Source organism: Roseateles subflavus (assembly GCF_030285365.1).
GTDB classification, from domain to species: domain Bacteria; phylum Pseudomonadota; class Gammaproteobacteria; order Burkholderiales; family Burkholderiaceae_C; genus Roseateles_B; species Roseateles_B subflavus.
This window is the reverse complement of record NZ_JASVDS010000003.1, coordinates 374,802-387,365: the sequence shown is the minus strand read 5'-3', so window position 1 is coordinate 387,365 and position 12,564 is coordinate 374,802. Positions and strand designations below refer to the sequence as shown.

Genomic DNA, 12,564 nt, shown 5'->3' with positions numbered 1-12,564 from the left:
ACCCGCGCCGGGGGGGGGGGTTCAGTCCAGGCGCTGGGGCAGGACCACGCAGCCGTCCTCGTCGGCGTAGAGCCACTCGCCGGGGCGCAGCACCAGGCCATGCAGCTGCAGCGTCACGTCGGTCGAGCCCTGGCCCTGGCGATCCGTGGGCAGCGGCACATGGCCCAGTGCCAGGATGCCGACCCCGGCAGCGCGCAGCTCGGCGCGGTCGCGCACGCAGCCATGGATCACGAGGCCGGCCCAGCCGTTGCGCGCGGCGGCGGCGGCCAGGTTGCCGCCCAGCAGCGCACGCTGCGTGGATGCGCCGCCGTCCACCACCAGCACCCGCCCCTGGCCCGGGGACTCGACGGCCGCCTTGACCGCGCTGTTGTCGTCCAGGCAGCGCACGGTGCTGATCGGGCCGGCGAAGCGCTGGCGGCCGCCATAGCTCAGGTAGCGCCCGCCAGGCAGGACGCGCAGCGCGCCGCTGCTGTCGCCCTTGAAGCGGTCGCAGATGTCACAGGTGCTGAAGTCCATGGCGGCTCCGGTGGGCGAAGGGGTTCAGGCCACGACGCGGACATCCTGACCCTGCGCGCTCACGCGCTGGCCCGCCCGGATCTTGGCTGTCTTGCGATGCTCGGGCTGGCCGTCCACGGTGACGAGGCCGTCCGTGATCATCACGCGGGCCTGGCCGCCGCTGCCGGCGATGCCGGTGGCCTTGAGCAGCTTGTCCAGCTCGATGTACTCGCCGCGCAGTTGGAATTCGATGTCGTTCATGTCGGCATTGTCCCAGAGTGCGGCGAGCGCCTCGTCAGCCCTCGCCCAGGCGCTGCCGGGCCGCCTCGCGGATCGCGGTGAGCGTGCTGCGGCTCGTCGACACGTCGCTGGAGAGGCGCAGGTGCAGGAGCGTGGGGCGCTCCTCGACGAGGGCGGCGCGCAGCGCGGGCTCGAAGTCCTCGGTCGTCTCGACGCGGTGAGCGGCCCAGCCATAGGCCTGGGCCAGCGCGGCGAAGTCGGGGTTGTAGAGGTCGCTGCCCGAGACACGCCCGGGGTACTCGCGCTCCTGGTGCATGCGGATCGTGCCGTAGGTGCCGTTGTCCACCACCACGCACAGCAGCTTGCGGGCCCCATAGCCGGTGGCCGTGGCCAGCTCCTGGCCGTTCATGAGGAAGTCGCCATCGCCCGCGATGTTGACCACCCAGCGCGACTGCAGCAGCGCGGCCGCCACCGCCGCCGGCAGGCCGTAGCCCATGGCCCCGCTGGTCGGTGCGAGCTGCGTGCGACCGTGCCGGTGCAGGCCGGTGTAGCGGTGGAACCGGTGCAGCCAGCCGCTGTAGTTGCCGGCGCCGTTCGTGAAGACGGTGCCCTCGGGCAGCTGCCGCGAGAGGGTCTTCACCACCGCCGCCATGTCCAGCGGCACGACCGGCTGAGCGACGAGATTGGCCTCGTAGTCGGCATGCGCGGCCTGCGCCCATTCGGTCCAGGCGCAGGAGGCCGGCGGTGTCAGGGCGGCCAGGGCCGGTGCGGCGCAGCGCATGCTGGCGTTGATCATGAGCTCGGCGGCGTAGACGCGCCCCAGCTCCTCGGCGCCGGCATGGATGTGGATGAGGTCCTGGTCCGGCAGCGGCGCCTGCAGCAGCGTGTAGCCGCCGGTGGTCATCTCGCCCAGGCGCGGGCCGATGGCGACGATCAGGTCCGCCTCGCGCACGCGCTGCGCCAGCTTCGGATTGATGCCGATGCCGACGTCGCCGGCATAGAGCGGATGGTGGTTGTCAAAGAGATCCTGGAAGCGGAAGGCGCAGCCCACGGGCAGCTGCCAGCCTTCAGCGAACTGCTGCAGCGCGGCGGTGCTCTCGGGCGTCCAGCCGCCCCCACCGGCGATCACGAAGGGGCGCTTCGCCGCCGCCAGGCGCTCGCGCAGCTCGGCCAGCGCCGCGGGGCTGGGCGCGGCCTCGGCCACACGCACGCGCGGGAGGATCGGGGCGCCGATCTTCTGCGTCAGCATGTCCTCGGGCAGCACGAGCACGACGGGCCCGGGACGGCCCTGCATCGCGGTGTGGAAGGCGCGCGCGACGTACTCCGGCAGGCGCTCGGCGTCCTGCACCTCGCCCACCCACTTGGCCATGCCCAGCGTGCCCGGGCCGAACATCTGGCGGTAGTCCACCTCCTGGAAGGCCTCGCGGTCACGCTGGTCGCTGGCGACCTGGCCGATGAAGAGGATCATCGGCGTCGAGTCCTGGAAGGCCGTGTGCAGGCCGATGCTGGCATTGGTGGCGCCGGGGCCCCGGGTCACGAAGCAGATGCCCGGCCGGCCGCTCAGCTTGCCCTGCGCCTCGGCCATGAAGGCGGCCCCGCCCTCCTGCCGGCAGGCCACGAAGCGGATGCGCTCGCGGTGCTCGTGGAAGCCATCCAGCACGGCGAGGTAGCTCTCGCCGGGAACGCCGAAGGCATCGGTGACGCCTTGTTCGACCAGGGCCTCGACCAGCGCGTGGCCGGCAAGGCGCGATACAGCTTGAGGAGATGCGGGGTTCGTCATTGGGCGACTGTAGCGCCGCCCCGCGAAGGCAGCCTTGCGCTGTTGCAAGGGCTGCTTCGGGGCTTTCCCTAGCGATGGCCGTTCAGGCCGCGACCGCGGCCGCCCGCCCGCGCGCCTGCCCAACCAGCGTGGCCGCGCCGATGCCCATCAGCAGGGCGAGCGCCGCGCCGTAGAAGATGCCGTGGGTCTGCCCGTGGTCCATCAGCGCGCCGAAGACGGGCGCCGCCAGCGCGAAGCCGATGTCCAGGCCCGAATAGACCATGCCGTAGACGCGACCGGTGGCGCCCGGGGGCGCGGCGCGCTTGATGAGCATGTCCCGCGAGGGGCCCGCCAGGCCGGTGCCGAAGCCGGCCAGCGAGGCCACGACCAGCGCCGGGCCCACCGGCAGCCAGCCCGTGGCCGTGAGGCACAGGGCCGCGGCGGCGCCGGCCATGGCAAAGGCGATGGTGCGCTCCAGGCGTCCGCCCCGTGCCACGACGAAGCCGCCGACGACCATGCCCACCGCGCCGGCCAGCATGTAGCCCGTCACGACGAAGGCCGTGGAGCGCACGGTGATGCCGTACATGGCCGCCAGCGCCGGGCTCGCGAAACTCTGGATCGCCGTGAGCGCAGCGGTCGTGAAGAAGAAGAACGAGAAGCACAGCCACACCGAGGGCAGGCGCAGGAAGGCCAGCGGATGCTCTTCCTTGACCGCCGCGGCCGCGTGGCCGGGCTTCTCATGGGACCAGCTTCCCTGGCGGTCGTCGATGGCCTCGCGCTGCCACAGCAGCAGCGCCATCACGGCAAGCGCCAGCAGCGCCGTCCCGACATAGGCCAGGCGCCACTGGCCGGTGAGCTCCGACAGGCCGATCAGGAAGACCGGCGCGCCCGCCCAGCCGAGGTTGCCCGAGATGCCGTGCACCGAGAAGGCATGGCCCAGGCGCGGCGGCGAGACACGCTTGTTGAGGATGGTGAAGTCCACCGGATGGAAGGGCGAGTTGCCCAGGCCGGCGAGCGCCGCGGCCAGCATCAGGCCGGCAAAGCCATGGGCCGTGCCCGCCGCGATGGACGCCAGCACGAAGCAGCTCAGGGCCGCAAACAGCACGGGGCGCGCGCCGGTGCGGTCCACGAGGAAGCCCGCCAGCGCCTGACCGATGCCGGAGATCACGAAGAAGGTGGTCACGAGCAGGCCCAGCTCCGAGTAGCTCAGCCCGAACTCCCGGATGAAGACCGGGAACAGCGGCGGCAGCAGCATGTGGAAGAAGTGGCTGGTGCCATGCGCCAGGCCGATCAGGCTGATGGTGCCGAGGTCGCCCCGCGCGCTGTCGGCGGGGTGCTTGGGGAGGACTGCGGAATTCATGGCCCCAATGTAGGCAGGGCCGGGGCGGCGCAGTTACGATAGGCTGACAGATTCTTTCGAATTTCAGCCATGACCGTGCTCAAGTCCCCCAGCAAGCGCCGCAGCGTGCCGCCGATGGACCCGCAGCGCTTCAAGCCCAGCCCGGAGCGCCCGCTGCGGGCCAAGGCACGCTGGATGGAGCACCAGATGGACATCCAGCCCCACCAGCACGAGTGGGCGCAGCTGGCCTTTTCCATGGTCGGCGCGGTGCGGGTGCAGACCGAGGGCCCGCAGCGCAGCCACAGCTACCTGGTCCCGCCCTCGCGAGCCGTGTGGATTCCGCCGCACACCGTGCACGCCGTGAGCGCGGTCGAGCGGGCCGACATGCGCGCGCTGTACGTGCACGAGTCCGCCGTGACCCAGCTGGGCCTGGCCGGCGGACCGCAGGCCTGGGCGCAGTGCCGGGTGCTGGAGGTGACGCCGCTGATGCGCGAGCTGCTGCAGGCCCTGGCCACCGAGCCCGACAGCGGCCCGGGCCATCCGTCGCAACATCCACTGGACCAGGCCCGCGAGCAGGCCCTGTGCCAGCTGCTGATCGACGAGCTCCGCCGCGCCCGCAGCCTCCATCTGGGCCTGAGCCTGCCGCACGACAAGCGCCTGCGGCACCTCTGCGAGACCATGATGGCCGAGCCCGCCCGCCACCCGGACATCGACGGCTGGGCCACTGAATGCGGTGCCAGCGCGCGCACGCTCTCGCGCCTGTTCCGCGAGGAGCTGGGCACCAGCTTCAGCCAGTGGCGCCAGCAGCTGCAGCTGGCCCATGCCCTGCAGCTGGCCGCGCAGAAGAAGCCCATGAACCTGATCGCCGCCGAGCTGGGCTACTCCAGCGCCAGCGCCTTCTCCGCGATGGTCACGCGGGCCGTGGGCATGCCGCCGAGCCGCTTCTTCGCAGAGGCTTGAACCACCCCCTACGCGCTGTCGCGCGCCCCCTCAAGGGGGCAACACCGGCTGCCCGGCAGAGCCGGATCAGCGGTGTTCGCGCGGGGCGAGTGCCGGCTGCGCCGAGCACTCTTTTGTCGGGTCCGTGGGGCGACTGATGGCACGCCCTGGCGCTGCGCACCACCTCTCAAGGGGGCAACACCGGCTGCCCGACCAAGCCGGATCAGCGGCGTTCGTGCGGGGCGAGTGCCGGCTTCGCCGAGCACTCTTTGTCGGGTCCGTGGGGCGACTGAAGGCACGCCCTGGCGCTGCGCACCACCTCTCAAGGAGGCAACACCGGCTGCCCGGCAGAGCCGGATCAGCGGTGTTCGCGCGGGGCGAGTGCCGGCTGCGCCGAGCACGCTTTGTCGGGTCCGTGCGGCGAGTGCAGGCACGCCCTCTCAAGGGGCCACGCCGGCTGCCGGGCCCTCTGGGCATGGCTTGCCCTGGAGAGGCCATGCCGCGGCAGGGGGGCGGAGCGCCACCTAGAATCCCGGCATGGAACAACAGCTGTTTGACTACACGCGCCAGGACGCCGCCGGCGCAAGCTGCACGGCCCACGCCTGGGCCAAGGTGCCGGCCCCCCTGACGAGCACCCAGCGCACCGCGCTCAAGGCCCGTGCGGCGGAGCTGCTGAAGGCCCGCGGCGCCGTGCTGGTGGCCCACTACTACGTGGACGGCGACCTGCAGGACCTCGCACTGGAGACGGGCGGCTGCGTGGCGGACTCGCTGGAGATGGCCCGCTTCGGGCGCGACCACGCGGCGCAGACCCTCATCGTGGCCGGCGTGCGCTTCATGGGCGAAAGTGCCAAGATCCTCAGCCCCGAGAAGCGCGTGCTGATGCCCGACCTCGACGCCACCTGCTCGCTCGACCTGGGCTGCCCGGCCGACGAGTTCAGCGCCTTCTGCGATGCCCACCCGGACCGCACCGTCGTGGTCTACGCCAACACCAGCGCCGCCGTGAAGGCCCGCGCCGACTGGATGGTCACCAGCTCCTGCGCACTCGAGATCGTCAGCGAGCTCAAGGCCCGCGGCGAGAAGATCCTCTGGGCGCCGGACCGCCACCTCGGCCGCTACATCCAGGAACAGACGGGTGCCGACATGCTCATGTGGAACGGTGCCTGCATCGTGCACGACGAGTTCAAGGGTCTGGAGCTCGACCTGCTGCGCGAGCAGCACCCCGACGCCATGATCCTGGTCCACCCCGAGTCGCCCAAGAGCGTGGTCGAGAAGGCGCATGTGGTGGGCTCCACCTCGGCCCTCATCAAGGCGGTGGTCGAGGGCACGGCGAAGGAGTACATCGTCGCCACCGACAACGGCATCCTGCACCGCATGCGCCAGCTGGCGCCCGGCAAGACGCTGATCGAGGCCCCCACGGCCGGCAACAGCGCCACGTGCAAGAGCTGCGCCCACTGCCCCTGGATGGCCATGAACGGCCTGCAGGGCGTGATCGACTGCCTGGAGCAGGGCAGCGGCGAGATCGGCGTCGAGGAAGCCACGCGTCTGAAGGCGCAGGGCTGCATCACGCGCATGCTCGACTTCACCGCGCAGCTCAAGGCGCGGCAGGCCTCGGGCCTGGTGCCCGGCATCGGCGCGGCCTGAGGCAGGCCCGCCGATTCAGCGGGCCCCTGACCTCTGGAACCAGCGCCCGTAGCGGTTATCGTTGCGCCCCTCAAGCAACAACGGGAAGGGGAGCTCCTCATGAAACACCGCCATGCCGCACTGACGGCCCTTGCCGCCGTCCTGATCACCACCAGCCAGATGCCGGCCGGGGCGCAGAGCCCGGCCAGCGGGATGGCTGCGCCCGCACCTGCCCCCTCACCAGCCACGCCGCCCGCCACGTCGCCCGCCCCATCGGCCCCCACCCCGCCCGCCGCGGACGCCGCCGCCAAGCCCGTCGTGGCCGTGGTGGCCGCCGTGGGTGACCGCATCGGCCTGGTTCGCCAGCGCAAGAGCGTGGGCAGCAACCTCGCGCCCTACTCGCGCCACTCGATGCAGGTGCCGGGCGGCAGCCTCAACATGGCGGTGCTCAAGGGGCTGGACGAGGCCCTGGAGCTGGAGGAGCCGGACGCCGAGCACGTGCTGATGGCGTGGAACCCGCCGGAGGAGCTCGCACAGCGCCTGGACAAGGCTCCGGGCAGCGACCGCGAGAAGCTGATGCTGGCCGAGGTGCTGGCCTTCCTGAAGGGCATGCCGGAGCGCGCCAAGTGGACCCGCATCGAGCTGGTCGTGCCCTACTTCTCGGGCCTGCAGCTCAACGGCCTGGGCAACCGCCTCTCCGGCGTCGGCATCTACATCCAGCCCTTGAAGAACGAGCGCGTGCAGCTCACCGCCGAGGGCGACATCGAGGAAGCCCCGGACAGCGATGCCGGCACGCGCACCACCGTCAATCCGAACGACGGCACCAAGCGCGCCAGCGCCACCTACATCGCGCCCTACTTCTACTTCGAGCGCCTCACGCTGGATGCGCAGACCCTGAACATCCTCAAGCGCCAGCGCATGTTCGAGCACACCAAGTACGCCGACCCCGAATCCACGGCCGTCGACCCTGCCAAGCAGGTGAGCCCGAGCGTGCTGGCGGAGCGCCTGGTGGGGCTCGTGGAGCGCGCGGCGTTCAAGTCGGTGCGCGGCCAGGGCCAGGTGGAAGTGGGTCCGGTCCGCGCCCCCCAGGCGCCGGCACCCCAGCAGCCCTGAGGCGCGGCGCGCCCGGCTTGACCGGGCGCAGGGACGGGCCGCTCCGGCGCAAGTTCAGCCCGTTTTCGGCGGGTTTTCTGGGGACGAGCCCCTGGCCTGCCGAAGGCCCAGACGCTATAAAGCAGGCATCCGGCCCCGGCGCTGCGTCCGGGATCACCACCTGCGCAAAAGGTCCCCGCATGTCCTCCGTCGACTTCACCTCGCTGTACAACCACCATGAGCGCGAAGTGTTCGCCGCCGTCGTCGCGAGCGCCCCCCGGTACCCGGCGCTGGCCCGCGACGACGAGCTGCTCTGCGACGTCGCCTGCGTGGCGCTCAACCGCCTGCCCCCGCGCTACATCCGCCATGCGGTGGACTTCAGCTTCTACCTGACGGAAGCCGAGCGGCTCGAGACCGATGCCGCCATCGCGGAGGCGGTGTCCTACGCCTTCAACTTCGTCCAGGCCCGGCTCGCGCTGCGCGCCAAGCAGGCGGCCGGCTGAGGCCCGGCCGGCGCGCCACGCTCAGCGCCGGCTGCGCTCGGCAATCAGCACCGTGGGGAAGCTCACCGGCAGCGTGCGCGGGTAGTCGCGGCTGAAGTGCAGGCCACGGCTCTCGTGGCGCAGCAGGGCCGAACGCACGATCAGCTCCGCGCAGTCGACGAGATTGCGCAGCTCCAGCAGGTCCCGCGTGACGCGGAAGTTGGCGTAGTAGTCGTCGATCTCGCTGCGCAGCAGCGCGATGCGGTGCAGCGCGCGCTCCAGGCGCTTGGTCGTGCGCACGATGCCCACGTAGTTCCACATCAGCAGGCGCAGCTCGTCCCAGTTGTGGGCGATGACGACCTGCTCGTCGGCGTCCTCGACCTGGCTCTCGTCCCAGGCCGGCAGCGGCGCGGGCAGCGGCTCGGTCAGGGCCTGGATGTCCTCGGCGCAGGTGCGGCCGAGCACCACGCACTCCAGCAGCGAGTTGCTGGCCAGGCGGTTGGCGCCGTGCAGGCCCGTGTAGGCGGTCTCGCCGACGGCGTAGAGGCCCGGGAGGTCGCTGCGACCGTGCAGGTCGGAGACCACGCCGCCGCAGGTGAAGTGCACGGCCGGCACCACGGGAATCGGCTGCCGGGCGATGTCGATGCCCAGCTTCAGGCAGCGGGCGTGGATGGTCGGGAAATGGCTCTTGAGGAAGTCCTCGCCCAGATGCCGGGCGTCGAGCCAGACGTGGTCGAGGCCGTGCTTCTTCATCTCGAAGTCGATGGCCCGCGCGACGATGTCCCGCGGGGCCAGCTCCATGCGCTCGTCATGCGCGGCCATGAAGCGCGTGCCGTCGGGCAGGGTGAGGTAGCCGCCCTCGCCGCGCAGGGCCTCGGTGATGAGGAAGCTGCGCTCCTCGGGGTGGTAGAGGCAGGTGGGGTGGAACTGGATGAACTCCATGTTCGCGACCCGGCAGCCCGCGCGCCAGGCCATGGCGATGCCGTCGCCCGTGGAGGTGTCCGGATTGGTGGTGTAGCGGTAGACCTTGCCGGCGCCGCCGGTGGCCATCACAACGGCGCGCGCGGGCAGGGTCTCGACGCGCTGGCGGTCGATGTCCAGGGCGTAGAGGCCGTAGCAGCGGGGTTCCTCGTCGCGCTGCACGTGGCGCGAGGTGATGAGATCCAGCGCCATCCAGCGCTCGCGCAGCTGGATGTTGGGGTGCGCCTGCGCGGCAGCCAGCAGCTGCTCGTGGATGGCCTTGCCCGTGGCATCGGCGGCATGGGCGATGCGGCGCACGGCGTGGCCGCCCTCGCGCGTGAGGTGCAGGCCCAATGGTCCGCCGGCCTCGGGCGTGAAGGGAACGCCCTGGCGCACCAGCCACTCGACGGCCTCCGCACTGCGCTCCGCGATGAAGCGCGCGGTGGCTTCATCGACGAGACCGGCGCCGGCGTCCTGGGTGTCGCGCACATGGCTGTCGATGCTGTCATCGCTGCCGAGCACGCCGACGATGCCGCCCTGCGCCCAGGCCGTCGCCGCCTCACCGAGCTCGCGCTTGGCCAGCACGATCACGGGGACCTGGTCCGCCAGATGCAGAGCCACGGTCAGACCGGCCAGGCCGGCGCCCACGATGACCACGGGAAGTTGGGAATCAGCAGCGCTCATGAATCGTTCGGCACGCCGTCCGGTCACGGGGGCGTCATCGCAAAAGGTGCCTGATTCTAGGAGCCGGGCAATGCGCCCGCCTGCGCGATGGACAAAGGGTGGGATCGTGACGGCCGACCGCGCACTCGCCAGGGCGCAAGGGAGGCCTGGCTCTGGCACCCATGACGCGCCGCAAAGAAAAAGCCGGCCCGGGCTTGTCGCGCGGGCCGGCCTTCGGCGGGAGCAAAGCCGTGTTCAGCTGCGCTGCATGGTCGCCTTGAGGAGGCTGGACAGCATGTCGAGCGACTCGGCCAGGTGGGCGCGGGTCTCGACGGACTGGCCGCCACGGGCCACGGCCGTGCGCAGATCGGACTGCAGCTGATTGGCATGCAGACGCACCAGCGCGTAGGCATCGGCCATCACGCCAGGGCCGCTGCCGCGGGTCAGCACGGCCTGCAGGCGACGCAGATGCTCACGCTGCAGATTGCGGCGCAGGCGGTCGATCTCGCCCCCGGTCTTGAGCTCGCTCCACACGGCGTTCTGCGTGCTCGCGAAGACCTCGTTCAGGGTGATCAGGCCCTTGCGGTCCTTCTCCGGCACGAAGCCCGGCAGGTCCATCAGGCGCTGGGCGGTGCCGGCACTGTAGAGGCGGTCCAGGGCGATGTTCTGGATGCGGGCCACGGCACCGGGGATGTCCACCGGGCCGGCGCGCTCCCACTCGTTGTAGTCCACCGTCAGCGTGCTCAGGAACTCCGGCTTGAAGCGGAAGCTGTCGGCGCTGAACAGGCCCTTGGCCAGGAAGTCCAGGGCCTCGCGCTGGCGGGCGGGCTCGACCGGCTTGAAGGCCGGCTGCGCGCCGGCGCCGGGCAGCTCGCGCTGCATGTACATGCCACCGACGTACTTGCCGACCAGCTCGGCCGCACGGCCCAGCTGCGCAAAGCCGCCCATCAGCACGCGGCGCTGACGCAGGGGATCGTCACCGACCTGCGGCTTGCGGTCCTGCACGCGGGTCCACAGCTCCTGCGAGAGCTTCAGGCGGCGCTTGTAGTAGGCCAGCGGGTCGGCGCCGAGGTCGAAGCGGTTGGCCAGCGGGTCGATGCCGCCGAAGAGATCGGCATCGGCATCGTCGGCATAGGCCAGCGCCGGCTCGGTGCTGCGCGCCGCGATCTTCGCCAGCTCCTGGGCCTCCATCTCGGCGGCCATCGGCTTGTAGGCGTACTCGATGGCCCAGTAGTCGTAGGCGCCCAGCGTGGTGTTGGTCAGCGCGCCGTGCGACTCGCCCTTGAGCGAGAGGTTGTAGGCGTTGTAGTCCATCACGGAGCCGGAGATGCCGTGCGCATCGGTCCAGGCCTTGTCCAGCAGCTGCGCCTGCGTCACGGTGGTGGAGGCCTTGAAGTTGTGCTTCAGGCCCAGCGTGTGGCCCACCTCATGCATGATCACGTCGCGGATCACGGCATGCACGAAGGCTTCGGCCTCGGGGCTGTCCGGGGCGATCTCGCCGCGAGCCTCCAGGACGTCGAGCGCGAAGTCCATCTCGCTGGCGGCCTCCTGGGCGTAGCGGCAGTCCTCGCCGGCGTCGTGGCCGGCATGGGCCGCGTGGGCCAGCGGGCGGTTCACGTCCTCGATCAGGAAGCGGCGCGAGCCACGGGCGAAGACATCGCTCATGCCGATGTCCGCATCCAGGATCTCACCGGTGCGGGGATCGGCATGGCTCGGGCCGATGGCGAAGCCGACGTCGGCGCCCACGAACCAGCGGATCGAGGCATGGCCGGCGTCCATGTTGTCCCAGTCGGCGTCATCCGGCTGCTGCTTGGCGACGACGGCATTCTTGTAGCCGATCTTCTCGAAGGCCTTGTTCCACTCGAGGATGCCCTCCTCGACCGCCTTGCGGTACTTGGGCGGGATGTTCTTGTCCAGCCAGTAGGTGATGGGCTTGACCGGCTCGGACAGCGCCGCCTGCGGGTCGGCCTTCTCCAGGCGCCAGCGCTTGATGGCGTGGACGCGGGTGTTGGGCTTGAAGTCCTCGCTGAGGTCGGTGTAGGACTCGGCGAAATGGCCCAGGCGCGGGTCGGCCAGGCGGGCCTTCATGGCCTGCTCGGGCAGCGCCTTGAAGCTGTAGACGAAGCTCATGAACAGGCTGCGCGGATCCGGCGTGGCCTGCGGGGCGCTGGGCATCGGCACCGGCATGGGTGTGAGGGGCGGCGCCGGGATGCGCGGCGTCGCGAAGTGCATGCGGGCGGTCAGCGTGCTCAGGCCGGCCTCGGCGCGCGTGGCCTCGACGAAGCTGTTGGCGCGGTCCGGGGCGAAGGGCAGGCGGTAGGCCATCTCCAGGCGCGTCGACAGGCCGGGGATGTCCGTCAGCAGCAGGCTGGCGTCCACCAGGAAGGACTTGCGCTCGGCGTGCTCGGCGCTGGCCACGGGCGAGGCCGCCAGCAGGCTGGGCGAGAAGGCCTGCTCGGAGGCCAGGCGGTTGCCGCCCTCGGCGCGGAACTTGGTGTTCAGGGCCACCAGCTGCAGCTGGTTGCCCACGCGACGCCATTCGGCCAGGTGCACACGGCCCATCTGGCTGGCGTAGAGGCCGCGCTCGCCCACGCCATTGGCGACGTTGACGGAGAAGAGGAAGGGCTTGTTCAGCTGGGCCTTGGGAATCTCGAGCCAGACCTTCTCGTCCTTGCGCCAGATCGGGAACAGGCCGTCCTGGCTCTTGGCGTCCTTGATGATGTCGTTGAAGGGCTTGGGCGCCGTCGGGTCGACCGGCGGCTTCGCGGCGGCGGCCGGGGCGGCGGCACCGCTGGCGGCGGCGGCCGGCGGCGTGGCGCCATTGCCCTGCGCGACGGCGGCCTGGCTGGCCAGGGCAAGGGCGGCCACGACGGCCGCGGTCAGGAGGCTCAGCGGCTGAGCCGGCAGGCGCGAGGAAGTCTGGGTCATTCGATTGACTTTCTGGTGAGGATCCGGTCTGCCGGGTCGGGCCCGGC

The 12,564-nt window shown here is 71.1% G+C and carries 10 protein-coding genes; 4 read left to right on the top strand and 6 right to left on the bottom strand.

Annotation, left to right across the window (positions count from 1 at the left end):
• Positions 1-21 precede the first annotated feature (21 nt).
• The 4 genes from rraA to QRD43_RS12715 all read right to left on the bottom strand — a co-directional run bounded on the left by rraA (position 22) and on the right by QRD43_RS12715 (position 3,854).
• On the bottom strand, positions 22-516 hold the full coding sequence (gene rraA / locus QRD43_RS12730; protein ID WP_285982846.1) for a ribonuclease E activity regulator RraA: 495 nt from the start codon (positions 514-516) through the stop codon (positions 22-24).
• 24 nt (positions 517-540) lie between these two features.
• Positions 541-756, bottom strand: coding sequence for an RNA-binding S4 domain-containing protein (locus QRD43_RS12725; RefSeq protein WP_285982845.1), 216 nt, complete (start codon positions 754-756; stop codon positions 541-543).
• 34 nt (positions 757-790) lie between these two features.
• Positions 791-2,515, bottom strand: coding sequence for a thiamine pyrophosphate-binding protein (locus QRD43_RS12720; protein WP_285982844.1), 1,725 nt, complete (start codon positions 2,513-2,515; stop codon positions 791-793).
• An 82-nt stretch (positions 2,516-2,597) separates the two neighbouring features.
• On the bottom strand, positions 2,598-3,854 hold the full coding sequence (locus tag QRD43_RS12715; protein WP_285982843.1) for an MFS transporter: 1,257 nt from the start codon (positions 3,852-3,854) through the stop codon (positions 2,598-2,600).
• Between the two features lie 69 nt (positions 3,855-3,923).
• Between QRD43_RS12715 and QRD43_RS12710 the strand changes: the two genes are divergently transcribed.
• The 4 genes from QRD43_RS12710 to QRD43_RS12695 all read left to right on the top strand — a co-directional run bounded on the left by QRD43_RS12710 (position 3,924) and on the right by QRD43_RS12695 (position 7,987).
• Positions 3,924-4,793 (top strand): AraC family transcriptional regulator, encoded by an 870-nt coding sequence (locus QRD43_RS12710; protein WP_285982842.1) that lies wholly within the window; start codon positions 3,924-3,926, stop codon positions 4,791-4,793.
• 516 nt (positions 4,794-5,309) lie between these two features.
• Positions 5,310-6,413: a quinolinate synthase NadA gene (gene nadA / locus QRD43_RS12705; RefSeq protein WP_285982841.1), complete on the top strand. Its 1,104-nt coding sequence runs from the start codon at positions 5,310-5,312 to the stop codon at positions 6,411-6,413.
• 99 nt (positions 6,414-6,512) lie between these two features.
• The gene (locus QRD43_RS12700) at positions 6,513-7,505 is read left to right on the top strand and encodes a hypothetical protein (protein WP_285982840.1); all 993 of its coding nucleotides are present in this window, start codon (positions 6,513-6,515) and stop codon (positions 7,503-7,505) included.
• A gap of 179 nt (positions 7,506-7,684) precedes the next feature.
• Positions 7,685-7,987, top strand: coding sequence for a late competence development ComFB family protein (locus QRD43_RS12695; RefSeq protein WP_285982839.1), 303 nt, complete (start codon positions 7,685-7,687; stop codon positions 7,985-7,987).
• A gap of 21 nt (positions 7,988-8,008) precedes the next feature.
• Here QRD43_RS12695 and nadB read toward each other — a convergent pair whose 3' ends face one another.
• Positions 8,009-9,610, bottom strand: a complete 1,602-nt coding sequence (gene nadB, locus QRD43_RS12690) for an L-aspartate oxidase (protein ID WP_285982838.1) — start codon at positions 9,608-9,610, stop codon at positions 8,009-8,011.
• A 234-nt stretch (positions 9,611-9,844) separates the two neighbouring features.
• Complete coding sequence (locus QRD43_RS12685; RefSeq protein ID WP_285982837.1) at positions 9,845-12,517, bottom strand: zinc-dependent metalloprotease; 2,673 nt, start codon at positions 12,515-12,517, stop codon at positions 9,845-9,847.
• Positions 12,518-12,564: the final 47 nt, after the last annotated feature.

Excerpts from the sequence above, each read along its gene's own strand:
- rraA (WP_285982846.1), bottom strand. The coding sequence starts at position 516 with ATGGACTTCAGCACCTGTGACATCTGCGACCGCTTCAAGGGCGACAGC.
- QRD43_RS12725 (WP_285982845.1), bottom strand. The coding sequence starts at position 756 with ATGAACGACATCGAATTCCAACTGCGCGGCGAGTACATCGAGCTGGAC.
- QRD43_RS12720 (WP_285982844.1), bottom strand. The coding sequence starts at position 2,515 with ATGACGAACCCCGCATCTCCTCAAGCTGTATCGCGCCTTGCCGGCCAC.
- QRD43_RS12715 (WP_285982843.1), bottom strand. The coding sequence starts at position 3,854 with ATGAATTCCGCAGTCCTCCCCAAGCACCCCGCCGACAGCGCGCGGGGC.
- QRD43_RS12710 (WP_285982842.1), top strand. The coding sequence starts at position 3,924 with ATGACCGTGCTCAAGTCCCCCAGCAAGCGCCGCAGCGTGCCGCCGATG.
- nadA (WP_285982841.1), top strand. The coding sequence starts at position 5,310 with ATGGAACAACAGCTGTTTGACTACACGCGCCAGGACGCCGCCGGCGCA.
- QRD43_RS12700 (WP_285982840.1), top strand. The coding sequence starts at position 6,513 with ATGAAACACCGCCATGCCGCACTGACGGCCCTTGCCGCCGTCCTGATC.
- QRD43_RS12695 (WP_285982839.1), top strand. The coding sequence starts at position 7,685 with ATGTCCTCCGTCGACTTCACCTCGCTGTACAACCACCATGAGCGCGAA.
- nadB (WP_285982838.1), bottom strand. The coding sequence starts at position 9,610 with ATGAGCGCTGCTGATTCCCAACTTCCCGTGGTCATCGTGGGCGCCGGC.
- QRD43_RS12685 (WP_285982837.1), bottom strand. The coding sequence starts at position 12,517 with ATGACCCAGACTTCCTCGCGCCTGCCGGCTCAGCCGCTGAGCCTCCTG.